The sequence below is a fragment of the Microcoleus sp. AT8-A3 genome, assembly GCF_036705675.1.
GTDB lineage: Bacteria > Cyanobacteriota > Cyanobacteriia > Cyanobacteriales > Microcoleaceae > Microcoleus.
Genome location: NZ_JAUBVD010000023.1, coordinates 31838 through 52745, shown reverse-complemented (window position 1 = coordinate 52745; position 20908 = coordinate 31838). Strand labels below are relative to the sequence as shown.

Annotated in this window: 16 protein-coding genes; 11 read left to right on the top strand and 5 right to left on the bottom strand. The window is 46.3% G+C overall.

Annotation, left to right across the window (positions count from 1 at the left end; genetic code table 11):
• Window positions 1-108 precede the first annotated feature (108 nt).
• From QUB51_RS15445 to dndE, 4 genes are all read left to right on the top strand, one after another.
• A complete protein-coding gene (locus QUB51_RS15445; RefSeq protein WP_333261871.1) occupies window positions 109-252 on the top strand; it encodes a hypothetical protein in 144 nt (47 codons plus the stop codon).
• Between the two features lie 215 nt (window positions 253-467).
• Window positions 468-920: an IS200/IS605 family transposase gene (gene tnpA, locus QUB51_RS15440; RefSeq protein WP_333056125.1), complete on the top strand. Its 453-nt coding sequence runs from the start codon at window positions 468-470 to the stop codon at window positions 918-920.
• 498 nt (window positions 921-1418) lie between these two features.
• Window positions 1419-3416, top strand: coding sequence for a DNA sulfur modification protein DndD (gene dndD, locus QUB51_RS15435; protein WP_333261899.1), 1998 nt, complete (start codon window positions 1419-1421; stop codon window positions 3414-3416).
• A 264-nt stretch (window positions 3417-3680) separates the two neighbouring features.
• Entirely contained in the window at window positions 3681-4082 is a 402-nt protein-coding gene (gene dndE, locus QUB51_RS15430; RefSeq protein WP_015179042.1) for a DNA sulfur modification protein DndE, read from the top strand.
• 180 nt (window positions 4083-4262) lie between these two features.
• On the opposite strand, the gene thiD is transcribed toward dndE, so the two are convergent.
• Entirely contained in the window at window positions 4263-5072 is an 810-nt protein-coding gene (thiD, locus tag QUB51_RS15425; protein ID WP_333232632.1) for a bifunctional hydroxymethylpyrimidine kinase/phosphomethylpyrimidine kinase, read from the bottom strand.
• Between the two features lie 152 nt (window positions 5073-5224).
• Here thiD and QUB51_RS15420 point away from each other — a divergent pair, with 152 nt between their 5' ends.
• A complete protein-coding gene (locus tag QUB51_RS15420; protein WP_333056123.1) occupies window positions 5225-6004 on the top strand; it encodes an MBL fold metallo-hydrolase in 780 nt (259 codons plus the stop codon).
• Window positions 6005-6169: 165 nt separating this feature from the next.
• Here QUB51_RS15420 and ftsZ read toward each other — a convergent pair whose 3' ends face one another.
• The 3 genes from ftsZ to QUB51_RS15405 form a co-directional block, all read right to left on the bottom strand.
• Window positions 6170-7444, bottom strand: coding sequence for a cell division protein FtsZ (ftsZ, locus tag QUB51_RS15415; protein WP_333056121.1), 1275 nt, complete (start codon window positions 7442-7444; stop codon window positions 6170-6172).
• Between the two features lie 472 nt (window positions 7445-7916).
• Entirely contained in the window at window positions 7917-9017 is a 1101-nt protein-coding gene (locus QUB51_RS15410; protein WP_333056120.1) for a transposase, read from the bottom strand.
• Window positions 9018-9059: 42 nt separating this feature from the next.
• On the bottom strand, window positions 9060-9947 hold the full coding sequence (locus QUB51_RS15405) for an FtsQ-type POTRA domain-containing protein (RefSeq protein ID WP_333232635.1): 888 nt from the start codon (window positions 9945-9947) through the stop codon (window positions 9060-9062).
• Between the two features lie 337 nt (window positions 9948-10284).
• Between QUB51_RS15405 and QUB51_RS15400 the strand changes: the two genes are divergently transcribed.
• From QUB51_RS15400 to QUB51_RS15390, 3 genes are all read left to right on the top strand, one after another.
• Window positions 10285-11616 (top strand): P-loop NTPase fold protein, encoded by a 1332-nt coding sequence (locus QUB51_RS15400; RefSeq protein ID WP_333056118.1) that lies wholly within the window; start codon window positions 10285-10287, stop codon window positions 11614-11616.
• Between the two features lie 682 nt (window positions 11617-12298).
• Window positions 12299-17755: a WD40 domain-containing protein gene (locus QUB51_RS15395; RefSeq protein WP_333261875.1), complete on the top strand. Its 5457-nt coding sequence runs from the start codon at window positions 12299-12301 to the stop codon at window positions 17753-17755.
• Between the two features lie 47 nt (window positions 17756-17802).
• On the top strand, window positions 17803-18480 hold the full coding sequence (locus QUB51_RS15390) for a pentapeptide repeat-containing protein (protein WP_333056116.1): 678 nt from the start codon (window positions 17803-17805) through the stop codon (window positions 18478-18480).
• A 145-nt stretch (window positions 18481-18625) separates the two neighbouring features.
• On the opposite strand, the gene QUB51_RS15385 is transcribed toward QUB51_RS15390, so the two are convergent.
• Window positions 18626-18862 carry a hypothetical protein gene (locus QUB51_RS15385; RefSeq protein WP_333056115.1) on the bottom strand — a complete coding sequence of 79 codons (237 nt, stop codon included), beginning with the start codon at window positions 18860-18862 and terminating at the stop codon, window positions 18626-18628.
• Window positions 18863-18957: 95 nt separating this feature from the next.
• On the opposite strand from QUB51_RS15385, the gene QUB51_RS15380 reads away from it, so the two are divergent.
• Genes QUB51_RS15380 through QUB51_RS15370 form a run of 3 tightly spaced genes read left to right on the top strand, consistent with a single transcriptional unit; the run spans window position 18958 to window position 20756 of the window.
• On the top strand, window positions 18958-19425 hold the full coding sequence (locus tag QUB51_RS15380; RefSeq protein WP_333056114.1) for a pentapeptide repeat-containing protein: 468 nt from the start codon (window positions 18958-18960) through the stop codon (window positions 19423-19425).
• Window positions 19403-19804: a pentapeptide repeat-containing protein gene (locus QUB51_RS15375; RefSeq protein ID WP_333056113.1), complete on the top strand. Its 402-nt coding sequence runs from the start codon at window positions 19403-19405 to the stop codon at window positions 19802-19804. The genes QUB51_RS15380 and QUB51_RS15375 overlap by 23 nt, the downstream gene beginning before the upstream one ends.
• 46 nt (window positions 19805-19850) lie before the next feature.
• Window positions 19851-20756 (top strand): pentapeptide repeat-containing protein, encoded by a 906-nt coding sequence (locus QUB51_RS15370; protein ID WP_333208452.1) that lies wholly within the window; start codon window positions 19851-19853, stop codon window positions 20754-20756.
• Window positions 20757-20908: the final 152 nt, after the last annotated feature.

Below are 20908 nucleotides of genomic sequence, written 5' to 3'. Positions count from 1 at the left end.
CCCGCCGGGGATTGAAATCCCCGTCTAATAGCAAAAGTCGGTTAAAACCGACTGAAGAACCAAATCAAACGATCGCCGATTTCAGTCCTCTTTAAGAGGACTTTCGCTATGAGACAGGGATTTCAATCCCTGTCGGACTGTCGGATCGTGGGAATGGCCGATCGACCGCGATCGCACTCTCGACCCCGATTGTCCTCTGCAAGTCGATCGGGCTTACCCACAAGCCCGCCGGGGATTGAAATCCCCGTCTAATAGCAAAAGTCGGTTAAAACCGACTGAAGAACCAAATCAAACGATCGCCCATTTCAGTCCTCTTCAAGAGGACTTCAGCTATGAGACAGGGATTTCAATCCCTGTCGTACTGGGGGACTCTCGGATCGTCGGACTCGCCGATCGACCCCGATCGCACTCTCGGATTTGGTCACAAAATGATAAATTAACCTAAACAATTAGGAGGAAAAATCTTTATGGCAATGTGGCGGCTGTACTATCATTTAGTTTGGGCAACAAAAGAGCGACAGCCTCTCATATCTCCCGCAAAAGAAACCGAACTTTACTCTTATATCATCGGCAAAGCAGACACCCTCAATTGCATCCTTCATGCGATCGGCGGCACAGAAAATCACATCCACTTAATAGTTTCCATTCCTCCGACACAATCGATCGCTGAATTCGTTAAAAATATTAAAGGTAGCAGCAGCCGTTATCTCAATCAAACTTTGCAAAATCCCAATAAATTTTCATGGCAAGAAGGATACGGAGTATTTTCTTTAGGACAAAAACAACTAGACTCAGCAGTCGCTTATGTGATAAATCAAAAGGAACATCACTTGCAAAAAACCACCAATTCCCATTTAGAACAAATCACGGATCAAGACCATCCACCCACTCGGTGGCACCCGAATTCGGCAGAGAATTAATTGAAAAACATTGGCCGACTCTCAGACTCGCGGACTATGCAGCTATTCGGACTTTGGGGGCGATCGGGCTTACCCAAAGATCCTAGGAGTGATTGAAATCCCCGTCGAGAGAGCGAAAGTCGGTTAAAACCGACTAAAAACCCAGATTCAACAGTCACAAACTTCAGTCCTCTTCAGAGGACTTCAGCTATGAGACAGGGATTTCAATCCCTGTCGGACTGGGGACTCACAGATCGACCCCGATCGACCAATCGAGTCGATCGGGCTTACCCACAAGCCCGCCGGGGATTGAAATCCCCGTCTAATAGCGAAAGTCGGTTAAAACCGACTGTGGATGCCAAATCAAACGAGCCCGGACTTCAGTCCTCTTCAGAGGACTTCAGCTATGAGACAGGGATTTCAATCCCTGTCGTACTGGGGGACTCACAGATCGACCCCGAACTCTCGGACACGCCGATCGCACCCACCAACTTTCATCCCATCTCAACAACATCTACAATGCAATTCCTCGAACTCGTCCTCAAAAACTTCGGCCCCTATGCAGGCACCCAAACCATCAATCTCCGCCCCGAAAAAGACGGAAATCCCTGCCCAGTCATTTTATTTGGCGGCATGAATGGCGGCGGCAAAACCACCCTCATGGACGGCATTCGCCTCGCCCTCTACGGTGGCCGCGCCCAATGTTCTACCAGAGGCAATTTAAGCTACAGCGACTTTCTCAATCAATGCGTCAACCGCCACACCCCCCCATTAGAAGATACCCGCGTCGAACTAACATTTGAACAAGTCCAAGATGACAAATTAGCTCAATTTAAAATAGTTAGATACTGGAAAAAATTAGATATCAAAGACACCTTAAGCATTCTCATATACAGCGAGATTGTCAGCGATTGGTGGTCGGACAAAGCAATTACTAACACTTGGGACGAATACATCGAAACCCTTTTGCCAGTTGGAATATCCAACCTATTTCTGTTTGACGGCGAACAAGTAAAAGAACTCGCCGAACTCGAAACACCGCCAGATTTTGTCGTCGGGGCGATTAAATCTCTTTTAGGTTTAGAATTAGCAGAACGCCTCGCCGTCGATTTAGAAATATTAGCCGGCCGCAAGCGGAAAGAAATTGCTGGCAAAAAAGACTTGGCTGCTTTAGAGAAAATCGAACAAACTTTTAAGGAAATTACCGATGAAATAGACTTAGCTAAGCAAGAACAAGCTAGCTTTAAAAACGAATTAGATAAAGCTCAAAAAAATCAGAAACAAGCATCAGACAAATTTATTTATCAAGGCGGGAAAATTGCCGCCGATCGCAGTCAGCTAGACAGCAAGCTAAATGACTACCGAAATAAGGCCGAAAAAACCCGTCAAACCATGATGGAATTGGCATCAAATACGCTACCACTAGCCCTAATTTCGCCCTTGCTAAGCGAAGCAAAAACTCAAGCCGAAACAGAAGCCAGCCAGCAGCAAGCAAAGATTGCCCAAAATCTTATCAAACAAAGAAGCGATCGCCTTCTAAACTATATCGCGGAAATCTCGTTAAATCCCCAACAGTTAGATAAAATTCAAGACTTCATCCGCCAAGAAAACCAAGAACTCGAACAGCAAGCCGGAACAGATGCCCCGCCCTGGATGAACGCCGACAACAACAGCATCCAGCAACTAGAAAATCTCCTTAGCTACCAAATCAAAGCCCAGCAAATTCTAGCCCGCGACCAAATAGAAGAAATCAAAAACATCGAATCAGAAATCGACTTCACAGACAGAGAACTCGCAGCCGCAGCTTCCCCCGAAGCCTACGAAAAACTAGAAGAAGAAGTCAGGAAAGCCCAAAAAGCAGTCGCTATCGCATCCGCCGCCTTGGAATCAGCCAACCGCCGCGTCGATGAATTAGAGAGAGAATTAGCCAAAAACCAAAAAGAACTAGAAAACTACAGCAGCGAATTCATCACCATCAGAAACAGCCAACACGTCATCGCTTCGATCGCCAAAGCCCAAGCCACCCTGAAACTCTTTAAAGAAAAACTTACCCTCAAAAAACTCAACAAACTCGAAATAGAAATTACCGACTGTTTCCGCTACCTGTTGCACAAAACTGACCTCGTGCACAGAGTTGCGATCGACACTCAAACATTTAGCCTCTCCATTTACGATCCAGAAGGCAAACCGGTACCCAAACACCGACTTTCTGCCGGGGAAAAACAATTGCTGGCGATCGCCTTTTTGTGGGGATTGGCTAGAGTATCCGGGAGACAATTGCCAGTGGCGATCGACACTCCCTTGGGCCGCCTCGACTCCTCCCACAGAAACAACCTAGTCGAACGCTATTTCCCCTCGGCCAGCCACCAAGTCATCCTGCTGTCTACCGACACGGAAATTAGAAAAGTAGAATACGAAAAACTCCAAGAATTAGAGGCGATCGCCCACAGCTATCTCCTCAAATACGACTCCGCCAAACACCAAACCACCGTCGAAACTGGTTATTTTTGGGAATAAAAATTTGCGCTAAAAAATAGCCGCAACCCCCTTGACTTTGCTGGGGAGTTGCGGTAATATATATCATAATGGGATGGTTGCGAAAATTTTATTTTTGCCACCATCCCATTATTAAGGATAAATCCTACTAAAATAAGAATACCAAAAAAAACCTATTTAATCAAGTCGCGCCGTGTAAAAAAATGTTAATTATTTCGGGTAATCTAGAGGCTTTGCTTCCCCAACATTAACACTGTTTACAATATACCAAACAATCTCAAACTCATGGAACCACCAGTCGATCGCATCCGCCTATCCCAAACCGGCAAAGACCAACTATCAAAACTGAAACGATCGACCAAAATCGATCAGTGGAATATTCTATGCAGGTGGGGATTTTGCCGATCGCTCGCCGAGCCCAGCATCCCATCGCCAGTACCAATTCCCAGCGACAGCAACGTCGAATTAAGCTGGGATGTCTTCGGCGGCGACATGGCTGATATCCTGATAATGGCCCTCAAGCAGCGGTGTCACCAAGACAATTTAGGCACAGAAAAAGAAACTCTAGCGAAACAGTTTCGCCTGCACTTGCACCGAGGGATTGGTTATTTGGCCGGCGATCCGAATATTAAGAAAATTGAAGACTTGGTGGCGATCGCTCTTTCGCCTGAAAAATTAAGAAATTAACTGATTTTTGACTGTTGGCGGTTCACTCATGTTATTGGTTATATCAATTCCGGTTGGATCGGAATGATTTAACCGCAGAGTACGCAGAGAACACAGAGGAAGAGAAGAGAGAGAGGAATAATTTCGATGAATCGTGGATTTGATATTATTAGCAGACTCCAACAAGTAACAAATAACTTATTACTTCTGTAACAGGGGGAAAAAATGACCTACTGGGCCTTGGCCTTCCCCAATATCCAAAGCATATTTGAGAGCAGTAGTAACATAATTCTTAGCTAATGTCACCGCTGTAAACAAATCTTTCCCCAAAGCCAAATTAGCAGCGATCGCAGCACTCAAAGTACAACCAGTCCCGTGAGTATTCCCAGTATCAACATTCTCAGTCTTCAACACATCCAAGCGCGTACCATCAAACCAAACATCAATCCCCCGCAAATCTCCCGCCATCCCGCCGCCTTTCACCAAAACAGCTTTCGCACCCAAACGATAAATCTGCTGCGCCGCCGATCGCATATCGTCTAGAGAAACAATCTGCAAACCGCTCAAAATCTGAGCCTCAAACCGGTTGGGAGTCACGACAGCAGCCATTGGGATCAAAACATCGCGCAAAAATGCGATCGCCCCCTCATCAATCAATCGATCGCCCGATCGTGAAACCATCACCGGATCGACAACCAAATTCCCTATTCGCAAAGCTTCCACCTGTGAAGCCACCGCCACCATAATTTCCCGATTCAGCAGCATCCCAGTTTTCACAGCCTGCACCCCAATATCCCCAACCACCGCCTCAATTTGAGCGGCCACAGCCTCCGCAGACAAAGCATCAACTCGCATCACCCCCAAAGTATTTTGAGCCGTCACGCAAGTCAAAGCACTTGTACCGTGCACACAGTGAAACGCAAAAGTCCGCAAATCCGCCTGAATCCCCGCCCCGCCGCCACTATCAGAACCCGCCACAGTCAAAGCCACAGGAATCTTCGATTTAATCATCTTTTTTCAACCGCCGATAAACACAGACACATCCCAATAATATCTGGGTTCCCCGTGGCACGGGCGTCCCGCCTGTGCTTCCGAAGGGCTTAAAATTCCCAAACAAAATTAGCTATGATTAAACCAATTGTAAAGAATTATTGCAAACAACCGTGAAAATCACCCGAATCGACCTCAACTCTTGGATATTCCACATCGCCGGTCAAACCATCCTCGTAGATCCCTGGCTGGTCGATCCCCTCGTATTTTACGGTCAACCCTGGCTGTTCACCGCCTACCACAACACCCCCGTCGCCTTCACTCCCAGCAGCTTACCGCCGATCGACCTCATCCTAATTTCCCAAGGATTAGACGACCACTGTCACAAACAAACACTCCAACAACTCGATCGCACAATTCCCGCGATCGCCTCACCCACCGCCGCCAAAGTCCTCAGCAGTTTAGGCTACACTAATATCACATCTTTAGCAAATTGGCAAGAGTTAAATTTTAAAGAAAAGTTACAAATTACTGCCGTACCCGGAGCCGAAATCGGGCCCGGACAAGAAGAAAACGGCTATTTGCTCAAAGATTTAAGCAGCGGCGAGACACTTTATTACGAACCGCACCTGCCGCCATTAGACAAAGTTAAACAGAAAATAGACACAGTAGACGTAGCGATCGCCCCAGTCATCGGTCAAATCTTCCCATTCCTCGGACAAGTCATCATCGGGCCTTCGGAAGCCCTCAAGCTCGCCCAAACTCTCAAACCTCGGTTTTTTCTGCCTACAGCGACGGGAGACATCCGAGCCACAGGCATTTTACCAATGTTAGTGCGATCGATCGGCAGCATCCCCGAATTTCGCGATTTACTAGCAAAATCCGGCCTCTCCACCCAACTCCTCGAACCCGAACCAGGCCAAACCCTGGAAATTTTAGATTTTAGATTTTAGATTTTAGATTTTTTAGATTTTAGATTTTAGATGCTCGATATTTTCGATTTTTTAGATGGGAGATTGGAGATTCAATATTGCCAAATCCCCAATCGCCAAATCCCCAATCGCCAAATCCCCAATCGCCAAATCCCCAATCTAAAATCTAAAATCTAAAATCTAAAATCATCTTGGCGGACGACGGTTACGCAAAAACTCAGGAATATCCAATCCCAAATCCTGCGGCGGTTTCGCTTTCGGATCGGGCGTCTGTTGAGCAGGAGTCACCGGAACAGTTGCAGCCCGCCAAGGAGCATTAACATTTTGCGTGCGCCCCGGAGGCGGAGGCGACGCAACTTCCCCCGAAAAACCAGTAGCGATCACAGTAATCTTAATTTCGCCCTGAAGCCGCTCGTCAATCACCGCTCCAAAAATAATATTGGCATTCGGATCGACAACCTCGTAAATCGTCTCAGCCGCCGCATTCACCTCGTGCAGCGTCATGTCAGTACCGCCAGTGATGTTAAACACCACACCTCTAGCGCCCTCAATAGACGAAGCTTCCAGCAGAGGCGAAGAAATAGCCTGCATCGCCGCCTCCCTAGCCCGCGACTTGCCAGAACCCACGCCAATGCCCATCAAAGCCGAACCCGCATCCGCCATTACTGCCCGCACGTCAGCAAAGTCAACATTCACCAAACCGGGAATAGTAATAATGTCAGAAATACCCTGAACCCCTTGGCGCAGGATATCGTCAGCAACTCGAAAAGCCTCTTGTACCGGCATTTGTTCCGAAATCACAGACAGCAGCTTGTCGTTAGGAATTACGATCAGCGTATCCACCCGAGTTTGCAAAGCCGCGATTCCTTCCTCAGCTTGGCTGGTGCGCCGCCGTCCCTCAAACGTAAAAGGCCGCGTTACTATGCCCACAGTTAAGGCGCCCATTTCCTTAGCGACCTCAGCCACGATCGGAGCCGCGCCCGTGCCCGTACCCCCGCCCATGCCGGCCGTGATAAACACCAAATCCGCATGATTCAGAGCATTAGCAACCTCATCGCGGGATTCCTCAGCAGCCTTTTGACCGATCGCCGGATTGCCCCCCGCGCCCAAACCGCGCGTCAACTTCTGTCCGACTTGCAAGCGTTTCGGAGCATTTGAGAGAACCAGAGCTTGGGAATCTGTATTCACGCACCAAAACTCGACACCAGAAACCTCGCTAGCAATCATCCGGTTAACGGCGTTGCCCCCACCACCGCCGACGCCAATTACTTTGATTTTGGCGGCACTGCTGGGCATTATGTCTTTGGGATTGACCATAGGATCGATATCAATACTATCTACATTTACATAACCAGACTTGCGTCTAAAGGGATTGGCGGAATCTGCAGCCACCGGAAAATTTTTTACTTCTTCCGAAGGGGGACTGTCTTGGTCAGACCCCTGTCTATTATTAAGCTTCATTAGAGTCGGGGATGGTAGATTAGAGCTTGTTAACTAAACGCCAATTCACAATCAACTATAGGCTAAGTTGCGCGAAAAACTAACACAGATCGATGCTTAATGTTAGCAATCTCGGATTTGGCCGACCTCGCTAGCCTAGACCTCGCTTGACGCCATCAAGGTACTTGACCGGATTAAGGCAATTGTAAGCTGCGTCAGAAGGAAAAAAAATGGATACTAGGCCCAGACGCGGGGCGCTATCCAAAAACTGTGCTGATTTCAAGCCCTATCGATCCTGATGGGCAAAAATTCTGCCTATCGATCGATACCTTCTACCTTCTGTTGACAGAGGATCAATTCTGGGCGCGAGTGGGTGCGGGAGTGGAACTCTGCTTTGTCAAACTTACCCAAACTTTGCTAAAGCCACCTTTAGCTGCAATTCGGAGTTGACTTCCTGCGCTGTTGGGTGGTCGGCCATCCCAAGATAAGCAGGCTATCCCCCAATAGCCTTGGGTTCCCAATTTAAAATATTTAAACTGGCATTGAGATCGCGATCTATTGAGGAGCCACAAGCAGGACAATCATAAGTCCGAACGCTTAGTGGCATATCTTTTTTATGCCCGCAATTCGCACAAGTTTTAGAACTGGGGAACCATCGATCTACCAGCACTAAATTCGCTCCATACATTTTGCACTTATAATTTAGCTGCCCCCTGAATTCGTAAAACCCTAAGTCGGATATTGCCCCAGCCAACTTGTGATTTGCCATTATTCCGCTTACGTTCAAGTCTTCTATATTGATTGACTTGAAAGTTTTAGCTAAATAAGTCGTTAACTTTTGAAGGAAATCTTTGCGAATGCAAGCTATTCGTGCGTGAAGTCTGCCGAGCTTGTTGTAAGTTTTGCGCTGATTGTTTGAGGCTTTTATTTGTCTTGATGCCTTGCGCTGCAACCGTGCAAGCTTGGTTTTCGCTTGCTTTAATGGCTTTGGTGCATCAAACACTTGACTGTTTGACAGGGTAGCAAAATATTTAATACCCACGTCAATCCCTACAGAGCTTTCGGGTTGTTGAATTGGTAAAAGTTCCGCATCAACACAGAAAGAGACGAACCAGCGATTTCCTTCTTGTGAAATGGTAAAAGTTTGAGAGACAAAACCGCATTCCAGTGGCTCGTGAAGTCGAAAAGTTCCCTGCGTGGGAATCTTAATGGTGTTGCCAGCAGTTAGTAAAACTTTTCCATTAGACGAATCAACCGTGAATGATTGCCCATCCCGGCGGCTGGCAAATTTCGGATGATCGGCTTTTCCCAAGCGATACCGACTGAACGCATCTTTCAAGTCAATCAAAGCGTTTTGGTAAACACGAGAAGACAACTGGTTCATCCAAGCGCATTCAGGTTGTTTCTTGACGTGGTTGGTGAGAACTTTCTTGACTTCGTTGATGACCTTTGAGTCTGAAAAATTGCCCTCACCGTACATTTGGACTCGCAAGCTCAATCCCATGTTAAATACTACACGCCGGAATCCTGCGTGTTTTGCCATCAAGGTTGCTTCCCTATTATTCAATTTGAGCGCTCGCTTGACGGCAAACATGGAAATTCCTCTCAACAATCAACTTTAGATAAGTTTAGCAAACTATTTAGCAATTAAGTCCGACTCCAAACTGCCGGGGAGTTGTGGCAAATGGACGATCGGCTCCGCAGGATTTTTTAAGTCAATGTAGGCTATGAGGCTTGAATCTATCTGTTTTGGCAATTGTCGCATTCGGTCTAAGACCTTAAGTTGCTCCGCAGTCTTGGAACTGTACGGCCCTAAGTGTACGGTACCGATCTCTGTTTTCAATATCAAGTTGTTCGGGTTTTGCCAATTAATCTCAAATACTTTCACCGTCAAGCCGCTGAGTCCTTGGTAAAACTTCGGCCAAGAGGCGCGATACTGTTCCAAAGGCCCGATCACTTTTAAAGTGGGCAAAGAACGCTGAGGCTGTGTTCCCGGAATGCTGCCGGGCCCGATCGAACTATTGTGCGATCGTACAGCAGTATAACTATCCGACGGCATCCAACCTCCGCGAGCGTCCAGCCACCCCACTTTTTCCTTCTCACTGTTCGATCTCAACACCGCCGTCGGCTGCGCCACCGCCACGGGCAAGCGTTCTGCCACTTCTATAGTCAAACTCGGTGGAAACAAGTTACGAGTCACCTTCGCTTTGGCGATCGGCCCGGTGGACTCCAGCTTTTGGGCCAGGGCCTGCGGTTGAATCCCCCACAGCGACTGCGGGTAAGACAGCGGCACTAAAGACCGCACCGCCTTATCCGATAGCCACTGATTGCCCTCCACCTTCACTTGTTCCGATCGGGCAATCAACCAAGCCGGCTGAGCAATCCACCACAACAAACCTCCAGCCATTGCGCTTGCTGCCAGCATTTGCCACACCACAGCCGCCAATCGAGCGCGACGGATCTGCCGCAACTTTTGGCGCCTGCGCCCTAACTCTGTTTGAGAAACCGCTCCAAAACTAGCCATCTACCTCTTGACAATATAGTAATTAACGATTAGCACAAATTCAAAACTGTTTAATCTTTCTCTCTCGAACCCTGTTTTCCCCTACCATTTAACCAGATATCCGCAAATTTACCCATCCTCCGGGCAATATCAGTAATATCACTGATCCCGCTAAGTAATAAAAAATTATTAATTAAAAATTCCCAATTCCAGCGCCGGGAAAACCCCTTACCAGCTCAAGGTTCTTTGGGTATTTAGGGCATTACCCCACAGGGCAAAAGGTTACAAATCAAACTAAACTCAAGTAAAGAAAGTTTAGACTTTCGATTAACTTTTTAACTTTTATTCGGCTTCAATTGTGATCGCACTCGAATTAGACAGATTCTATAAAGCCTGCAACCCCAGCAAGACCCTTGTTGCGGGAGACCCAGGGGATTATCAATACTACATTGATTTTGGTTCCGTGCGTGGCGGCAAAATCATTGAATCTTTACAGCGAACCATTACCCGCATCTCCCCCAATGAGCCAACCTGTCAGCTATTTACAGGGCATATCGGGTGTGGCAAATCTACGGAATTGTTTCGACTAAAAGCTGAGTTAGAGCAAGAGGGTTTTTGCGTCGTCTACTTCGAGTCTTCCCAAGACTTAGACATGGGGGATGTAGATATCAGCGATATTTTGCTGAGCATTGCCCGCCAAGTTAGCGAAACTATGGAATCGGCTAAAATTAAACTCAGACCGAGCTATTTTACCAATCTGTTTGCAGAAGTGGCAGAATTTTTGCAGACTCCCATAGATTTGTCAGCGGAAGCCGAGTTATCTGTAGGCATTGCTAGAGTTACTGCTAAAACTAAAGACTCTCCCAAACTGCGATCGCAACTCAGGCAATATCTCGAACCCCGCACCAACAGCATCTTGCAGTCGATCAACGAAGAACTCCTCAACAAAGCTAACGCCGAACTCAAGCAGCAAGGTAAAAAAGGGCTCGCAGTCATCGTTGACAACCTCGATCGCCTCGACGCCTCCCTCAAACCCAGCGGACGCACCCAGCCAGAATATCTGTTTTTAGACCGAGGCGAACAGTTGAAAAAACTTAATTGCCATGTTGTCTACACGATTCCCCTGACTTTGATTTTTTCCAACGACTTCGGCCGCCTCGCCAGTCGATTTGGAGTCAAGCCCAAGGTGATGCCCATGGTACCAGTGCAAGTGCGATCGGGCGAAGACCACCTCGAAGGAATGGCACTGCTGCGCCAGCTAGTATTAGCCAGAGCTTTCCCCGCAGTTGCTCCCCATCAACGCATTGATTTGATTTCCCAGGTGTTTGACTCTCCCGAAACTTTAGACAGGCTTTGTCGGATTAGTGGCGGTCATGTTCGCAATCTACTGATGCTTTTGTATAGCTGTTTGCAGCACGAAGACCCTCCCTTCTCTCGCGAATGCCTCGAAAGCGTCATTCAAGAATATCGCGATGACCTTTTGGGAGCCATCAATGACATGGAATGGGAATTACTGTTTCAAGTTGTCAACCGACAAAGTGTAACAGGCGAAGAAGAGTCTCAAATTTTGTTGCGAAGTATGTTTGTCTTTGAATACCGCGATCAAGAAGGTCGTTGGTTTGGGATTAATCCAGCCCTAGCAGAAACCCGAAAATATAAGGAGTGGCTGCAGCGCAGTGAGCCAAAATAGTTGGGATTTTTGAGATAGCTTCGTGACTCTAAAAACCCTTAAATACGAGGGATTTAGAAAGAATTTAACTAAAAATTCATCGCTCAAAACTCCGAAATCTTACCATCCAATACAGAAATCAGTCAGCGGTTTTTTCCACTGGCTAATTTCTGTTGAATGCTGGCTATAGGCGGTGTATTTTATTGTCCTGTAAAACTTTGCCACCACTAAGGACTTTGCCCACTCTCAACTCTCATATCTGCAATGTCAGACCCCCTATGTCTGTTTTTAGCTGTTGCTCTTAATTTCACATAATCCCATACCGGAGTACATTTTTTTTGCTGTTATGCTAAATGCCTGCTACAGATATATCGAAGTTGTTTACTAATAGCTAGCCGTCGGTATGATCGTGAACTAAGCACTTGGCTATTTATGATCTGTAGTCCTTTATATATCGCTTAATCAAAAAATCTAAGATAACCTTAAATTTTTATTCGCAAGTCTAGCATTCTCTGAGATTGAGAGGTATGATATCTTTACATTGGATCTAATAAATATGTAAGTATTGATAGGACAAGTACGGAAAACTACGTATTTATACAGAGATAAAGCGTCAGACAGAGACGGGGATGTCTAAGTAGAGACGCTTTCAGTCACGATTGGCGAGCGTTAGGTAATTGATTAATGCAAAAGAGGTGCACGCATGACCGATCTAATTAAGGTACAAGAAACTGCAAACTACAACGAGCGCTCGCTCAAAACTCTGGTCAGGTCAATCACAATGTCTCAACACCAATTCTCGCTAATTTTGGTGCGCTGCAACTACGAGCAGTTGCGGCAGCAAATAGCGCAGCGGCTGCGAGAAGTGTCCCCAGTTCCAATTCAAGATATCGTCCTGCCAGCTTCAGTCAAAACCCTCTACACTACCCTGCTCTCAAGCTCTTTCCAGGAGGGGTACTCGCCTGTGGATGCCGCCTCGGCTTTGATGGTATTCGGTTTAGAAACAGTAGTAGCGATCGACGAACTGATGGCTTCTACCAATCAAGTGCGAGACGAATTTCGCAAAAATTTTTCCTGCCCAGTGATCTTGTGGGTAACAGATGATATCGTCACCAAAATGATTCGTCTGGCCCCGGATTTCAAAAGTTGGGCCGCCGCCACAATTAAATTTGAAATGGGCGTTGACGAATTAATTAATTTCCTCGCTAGGCGGGCTGATACTATATTTAAAATAGGCGAACTCCATCAAGAACTCGCCAGCAGCAACCTCAGCACCATCACTAATTGTGAGACCTGCGAAACCCCGTCCGAAAAACGCGGCCTGGAGCGCGAAATCAGCCCCGGAGAACGCTTTCTAACTTTTAACTCACGGCCCCAAAACCGACGACAATCAGATATCCACTCCTATTCGCCATTGAGTCCCGGCAATACCTTCGATTTGGCGATCGGCTCTTTGCCACGCCGAGAACTAGAATTAGCTTTAAGAGATTTACAAAATCGCGGTGAAGAATTAGAACCCGCCCTCAAAGCCAGCCTGGAATTCGTTCTCGGTAGAGATTACTATGTCAGCGACCAAACCGAAACTGCCTTAATTCATTACCAAGAAAGTTTAGTATTTTGGCAGCAGCAAACCGGCAACTTGGAACATTCCGAAAACCCAGAAACCTTCTCCTCCTTGTCGAATCCTGTCCCCAAAATTTTATTTTTAGAGAGAGAAGGCATAGTGCTGTTTCACATAGCCCTGTGTCACCGCTTGCAAGCAGCCAGAAACCCGGTAGCCAACCGCCAGCACTGGGAACAAGCTTGGATTAGCCTGGAAAAATCTAGAAACGCTTTCTCCCTTGCCTCACGCCCGGAATTGGTAGCTGAGGTGACAGCACACCTCGGAGAAGTGCTGCAGCGCTTGAAAGCTTGGGGAGAGTTGCAAGCATTAGCTGAAAATTCTTTGCAGTTGCACTTCACTTACGGTACTCCCAGCCAACTAGCTCAAGATTACGGCTTTTTGGCTGAAGTTGCCCTGCAAGAGTCGAGGTGGAGTCAAGCCCGCCAGCTAGCCGAGTTGGCTTTGGCGATTTTGGATCAAACGCCTAATGATTTGAGATTGCTGATTGAAGATTTGAGATTGGGGTTTGAGGGAAATTATCCAGAATTTGTGGGCCCTAACGAGTTAAGTAACGAACCCAAATCTAAAATCCAACATCCTAAATCCGACAGGAGTTCGTATCTTTTACTTTTAGCCCGAAGTTTGCGACAGCTAGGGCAGTGGGAAGCGGCGGTTCATTCTTTGGAGTTGGCTCAATCTCAAAGCGAGCCGAAGTACGACCCCCGACTTTACATCGATATTTTGACGGAATTGCAAGCGGTTTATTTCGAGCAGGGAGAGTATCTTAAAGCGTTTCGGATTAAAAAAACCCAGCGTTCGATCGAATATCAATACGGATTTAGAGCTTTTATTGGAGCCAGCCAATTGCAGCAGCAGCGCCAAGCGGTCAATCCTTCAGGCCCCTCAGCTCAAAACCAAGCTGCCATTGCAGCCTCCATGACGGCTTATTCGCGCCAAACAGATATCAATAGCTTGCTAGAAAGAATTAGCAGGGACGACCATAAATTAACTATTATTCACGGGCCCAGCGGAGTCGGGAAAAGTTCTCTAGTCAATGCAGGCTTAGTACCAGCTTTGAAAAATATTACTCCGGGTGCGCGGGATACATTGCCCGTAGTAGTCAAAGTTTACACCGACTGGCTGGTGGAGTTAGAAAATGCTTTGAACAGCGCACTGTACGACAAACAAGCCGAAGAGGAAAGTAAATTAATCTCGAAAGGAGTACAGGAAATCCACAAAAGAAGTTGCTCGGTTATTCCTGCTCGCAGCTCGGAAGTCTCTTCTTTTATTATAGAACAGTTGCGCGAAAATGCCACAAATAATTTGTTAACTGTGCTGATTTTCGATCAATTTGAAGAGTTTTTCTTTGTTTCAACTTCTGTGGCACAAAGACAACTTTTTTATAATTTTTTGCGTTTGTTTTTGAACTTGCCTTATGTCAAGATAATTCTGTGCTTGCGCGAAGATTATTTGCACTACTTACTAGATTGCGATCGCTTCCCAAATCTTGACGCTATTAACAATAATATTCTCGACAAAAGTATCCGCTACCAACTGCGGAGTTTTTCTATCAAAGACGCGCGGGCTGTCATCGGACACTTAACAGAACGGGCGGAATTTTATTTAGAGCCGGCACTGATCGATGCCTTCGTAGAAGATTTAGCAGACGAACTGCAAGAAGTGCGACCAATCGAATTGCAGGTAGTAGGAGCGCAACTGCAAGAAGAAGGTATTACCAGTCTAGCACAATACCAGCAATTGGGGGACAATCCCAAAGCGGAATTAGTGAAACGATCGCTCGAAAGAGTCATCTCTGACTGCGGGCCCGTTAACGAAGACGCAGCTTGGAAAATCTTGTTTTCCCTGACAGATGAAAGAGGCGTAAGACTGATAAAAACCAAACACGAACTCTCGTTAGTTACAGGCCCGCAGCCAGCCGATGCCCGCGAAACCGAATTATCGGCGATCGGCAGAAACCGAATTTCCCTACCGCGACAGTTCGCTGCATACCCTGAAAGCCGACCCAAGAAAACCGACAACCTGGACTTAATTTTAGACATTTTAGTTGGTCACGGTTTGCTATTTTTGCTACGGGAAGCGCCCGAAGACCGCTATCAATTGGTACACGACTATTTAGTGCGACCGATTCGCCAAAGATTCGGCTTAGAAGCGAGACTCCACAAAGCAGAAGCGGACAAAAAAATGAGTCAAGCACAGCTCTACCGAGCCAATACTTTTCTCAAACAACTGCTGGGAGTAGCAGTGATCGGCGTCATGCTGCTCACCAGTTCCACGATCGCAGCCGTAAATTTTTGGTGGCGGGCTGTGGGTCAAAAACAGCTAGCTGTCGCTCAAACTCAGCGAGCCGAAATCAGTACCCTGACAGCAGCTTCGGAAGCACTTTATTTCTCAAATAACAAATTTGACGCCATGATGGAAAGTTTGAGAGCTGGTAAAAAGTGGAAACAGATCGAACACTCCCAACAAATGTATACTCTCAAAGACACCGAAATCCTGATTTCTGCAGCCCTCCAGCAGGCAGTTTATGGAGTCAAAGAACGCAACCGCTTGGAAGGACACGGCGATGTAGTTTGGGGTCTTAGCTTCAGTCCAGACGGCGAGACAATAGCTTCTTCCAGTGTAGATAAAACCGTCAAACTTTGGCGGCGCGACGGCAGTTTGCTGGCAACTTTCAAAGACCACACTAACAGTGTCTCCTGTGTCGCGTTCAGTCCCGACAACAAAACCATAGCGTCGGCAAGTTTAGATAAAACTGTCAAAATTTGGCAAACTGACGGCCGTTTGTTAGCTACTTTCAAAGGGCATACTAATAGCGTTACCAGCGTTGCTTTTAGTTCTGACGGTCAAACGATCGCCACTGGCTCTACTGATAAAACTATCAAACTTTGGAAAACCGACGGCACGCTGCTGCGGACGATCGAACAATTTGCTCCCGTAAATTGGCTAAGCTTCAGCCGCGACGGCAAAATAATCGCTGTGGCGAGCGATGACGGTAGTGTGAAACTGTGGAGTTCTGACGGTAAGTTAATCGCTAATTTATGGCACAGCGAAAACAGACAACCCTCGAAAATTTACACCGTCAGTTTCTCCCCCGATGGTGAAACGATCGCCAGTGCGGGTGAAGATAAAACGGTGAAAATCTGGAGCATCGCTGCACTCAAACACCCACCAACAGAAAATTCCACACAAGCCAAAAAAGGTGAACTGCTAACAACTTTGCGGGGACACAGCAAGTGGGTATTTGGTGTCAGTTTCTCTCCCGACGGTCAAACACTTGCTTCTGGAAGTGCAGACGGGACTGTCAAACTCTGGAATCTTGCTGGTGTTGGCGACAAACGCCCAACCGATGCTAGCAACATTAAACCAGAGAGTCGCTTACTGAGAACTTTTGAGGGACACGCCGATCGAGTTACTCAGGTGAGTTTTAGCCCGGAAGGCAAAACCTTGGCTTCGGCAAGTTTTGACAAAACTATCAGGCTGTGGCGACTCGATGACGTGCCGCTCAAAACCCTCGACGGACACCAAAACCGGGTGCAAGGCGTTACTTTTAGCCCCGACGGCCAAAGGCTGGCTTCTGCTTCTACGGACAACACTATCAAACTCTGGAGCCGCACGGGAGTTTTGCTGGAAACCTTGGAAGGACACACTCAGAGAGTCGCCAGCGTCAGTTTCAGCCCCGACGGCCAGCTACTTGCTTCTGGGAGTTACGACAAAACGGTGAAAGTCTGGAGTTTGACAGAAGATGGCATGAATAATATTCTCCCTTGTCCTTCGGCTCCGCTATTCCCGTGTTCGCCTTCTGTGCTGTTGACTCTCGACGGCCACGCCGACAGCGTGATGAGCGTGAGCTTTAGCCCCGACAGCGAGGTTCTGGCAACGGCTAGCAAGGATAAGACTGTGAAACTCTGGACTAGAAACGGCAGGCTGATTAAGACTTTGACGGGACACACAGGCTGGGTGACTGGGGTGACTTTCAGTCCCGACGGCTCGATGCTGGCTTCTGCAAGCGATGATGGTACTCTCAAACTCTGGAATCGGGACGGTCGTTTGCTAAGAACGTTTGAAGGAGCTCACAACAGTTTTGTGTTGGGGGTTGCTTTTAGCCCTGATGGCAAAATGCTGGCTTCGGCTGGTTACGACAATTCGGTGAAATTGTGGAAGGTAGATGGGACTTTGGTGGCGACGCTGCTGAAGGGTTCTAGCGACAGCGTGACTAGCGTTGCTTTTAGCCCGGATGGTTTGTTGGTTGCTTCGGGTAGTTACGATCATAAGGTGAAACTGTGGAGTCGCAGCGGGACTTTGCTGAAAACTTTGACGGGTCACAAGGATAGTGTGATGAGTGTGAGTTTTAGCCCGGATGGGAAGGTTCTGGCTTCTGCGGGCCGGGATAATCGGGTGATTTTGTGGAATTTGGATCTTGACGATTTGCTGGTGAGGGGCTGTGACTGGGTGGGAGATTATCTGAGAACTAATCCTAATGTGAGCGATCGCGATCGGCGTCTCTGCGACGGGGTGGTGGCAAAACCTCAGTTTTAGCTATTTGATTGTTGGCGGTTGACGGTTACAAATTAAGGATTAAAGTTATGGATGCAGAAGAATTGATCGGACGGTATGCTGCTGGAGAAAGAGACTTTGCAGGTCTTGACCTAAGTGGAATTCTTTTGGGTAGACGTTACGCTGATGAGTTAATCAAACGATATCAAACTGAAGAAAACACCAGAATTGGAGGAGTCAACCTGCGCGGTATAAACCTGAGCGGCACTAATCTGGAAGGGGCTAACCTAGAAGCCGTTGATTTTATGGGGGCCAATTTGAGTGGAGCCAACTTGACTGGAGCTATATTGCAGGTGGGGAGGCTCAATGAAGCTAACCTGAGCGGAGCTAACCTCAGAGAAGTTATCCTTAGCTCGGCTCGACTGCATCAAACTAACTTGAGTGGGGCTATTTTGGAAAGAGCTGTCTCGTATGATGCGGAATTCATAGGGACGATTCTGAAACAAGCAAAGCTCAAGGGGGCTGGTTTAGAGACTTCTAGCTTTATTGACGTTGATTTTACCAGTGCTGATTTAAGAGAGGTAGGTATAGGACCAGCTACCATCAAGCAATGCAACTTTACCAAAGCCAATTGGAATCGAGGGTGTATTCAACGGTGTACGTTTATCGATTGCGATTTTACCAAGGCTAGCTTTAGGAAAGCCGGTGCAATAGAATCGAATTTTATTCGGTGTAATTTTACAGATGCTGAATTGGTGAAAATGTAAGTTTTTGATGCCTGCACGAAAGTTTCTATTTTCTAAATAGCTAGAGAAATAGAAGGTCAGTGAATGTTGAATTTGAACCACTCACTGACCAGAGGAATAAATCCCTAAGTCATTCTTTTATAGCAAGCGCTCAAAAGGAACCTTCTTAATCCGTTCCAGGTGCTAATCCGGCGGGTGCTGGTACTGCCAACTGGGCGGGTATATTCAGGGAGTTATCGCCAAAGTTTAAGTTGAAGGCTCCTGCAAATTCAAATCCCGCCGGCAGCGGTAGGGAGAAGTTTTGTTGGTTGACTGGGGCAATGCTGACGGTTGTGTCTTGCTTTAAGGCACCGGGGGCTATCATTACTGTTGATGTGCCGTCTGTTGAGCTGATGACATTCAATAAGGAAGGCTATCCCAAGTATTTCCAATAGATTCTTGACTGGGAAAGCGGTATTATTAACACTATCAACCGATTACAAATTAAGGGTTAAAGTTATGGATGCTGAAGAATTACTTAGAAGATATGCCAATGGCGAGAGAGACTTTGCTGAGGTTGACTTGAGCAATGCCAATTTGAAGAAAAGCAAGCTTATTGATATCAATCTCACCAAGACCAATTTAACAGATGCTGACTTGAGTGGTGCTGAGTTGATGAATGCTAACTTGAGTGGTGCTAACTTGATTTCTGCTGAGTTGATGAATGCTAACTTGAGTGGTGCTAACTTAAGCGATGCTAACATGGATTGTATTGACTTGAGCGACGCTAATTTGACCGAGGCTAACTTGACCGAGGCTAACTTGGATGGCGCTGAGTTGATTAAGGCTAATTTTAGTGGTGCTAACTTGAAAGGAGCTTGGTTACAAGGGGCTGACTTGACGGGAGCTAATCTAAGTAATGCCTGCTTAGAAAACGCAACTTTGCACTATGCTGACGTGACTGATGCCAACCGAGCGTGGAGCTAATTTGAAAAATGGTTTTTTATCTAGGCTCAACTGCCAAAATACTAACCTCACTGGAGCCGACCTCAGCGATGTAGACCTCGGTGAAGCTGGTTTTCATAAAGCAACTCTAATTGGCGCGAATCTAAGTAATACCAAACTACATCAAACTGGGTTTTGGAATTCCGATCTTACTGGAGCTAACTTTAGTGGTGCAATTATGGATGAAACATCATTTGATGGTTCAAATCTGTGCAATGCTAATCTGATGGGAGCTAGACCCGATCCTGAATATGACGACTCAAATACAATCAATCTGTGCGGAAAATGGGAAGACGCTACTTTGTGCAATACTATAATGCCAGATGGAACGATCCGAAATGATAATTGTACGGATCGATGAATGGAAAACATTACTATAAAACGATTACAAATTAAGGGTAAAAGTTATGAATGCGGAAGAATTAATCGGACGATATGCTGCTGGTGAGAGAGACTTTATTGGCGCTGACTTAAGGAACATCTGTCTGATGGATACTTTTCTAACGGACATCAACTTACGTAGTGCCAATTTAGAAGATTCTTTATTAATGAGAAATTTTCTGATTAATGCCAACTTAACTGGTGCTAACCTGAAAAAAGTTAATCTTTCAGATTCATATTTAATGAATGCTAACTTAATTAATGCCAATCTCAGTGATGCTAATCTCCATCAAGCTGATCTAACAGGTGCTGATTTAACAGGCGCTGATTTAACAGGCGCTGATTTAACCACAGCTCAATTGATTGGTGCTAACTTAATTGATGCTAAGTTAAATAATATTCAAACTAATAAATCGACAATTTTTCATCATACTATTATGCCTTCTGGAAATCGAAAAATGGATTCGGAGCGAGGCTTAAGTGGTGAAGAATTCAAAAGACGCTATGCAGATGGACAGAGAGAATTTACCGGAATAGTCTTACATCGAGTTAACTTAGAAGGTGCTAACCTACCTAATCTGGATCTGTCCTATGCTCATTTCAGTCAAGTTAACTTGCGTAATGCTATTCTGGAACCTTTTAGTTGGGACTCGGCACGAATTATTTATTGCGACCTTAGAGGTTCTAATTTAAAGGGTGGCAATTTTACTAATACCAGGTTTATTCACTCTGATTTAAGAGAGGCGCAACTTTTCGGCGAGGCAACCTGTACCAGTTTTATAGAAGTTAGCTTCCAAGGCGGTGTATTCCTATATCATGGACAGTCACCTCCTTTCTGCTATAACGTTACTTTACCAGATGGGGAATATATGGCTGGATGTAGCGATTGCTATCAAAAAACTACTCATATCAAAAAAGATGGCGAGTTTTAATGTTATGAGGATGGGATTTAAGCAAGGTCGCTAAATATAGTAAGGGTGAAGACCTGTCGCCCTTACCACATCTTAAAATGTTATAAATTGCGTAAATTTTATCCTCATTATTTTTACCCAAAGCCAACTCAGTAAAACTGCTTCAATCAAAA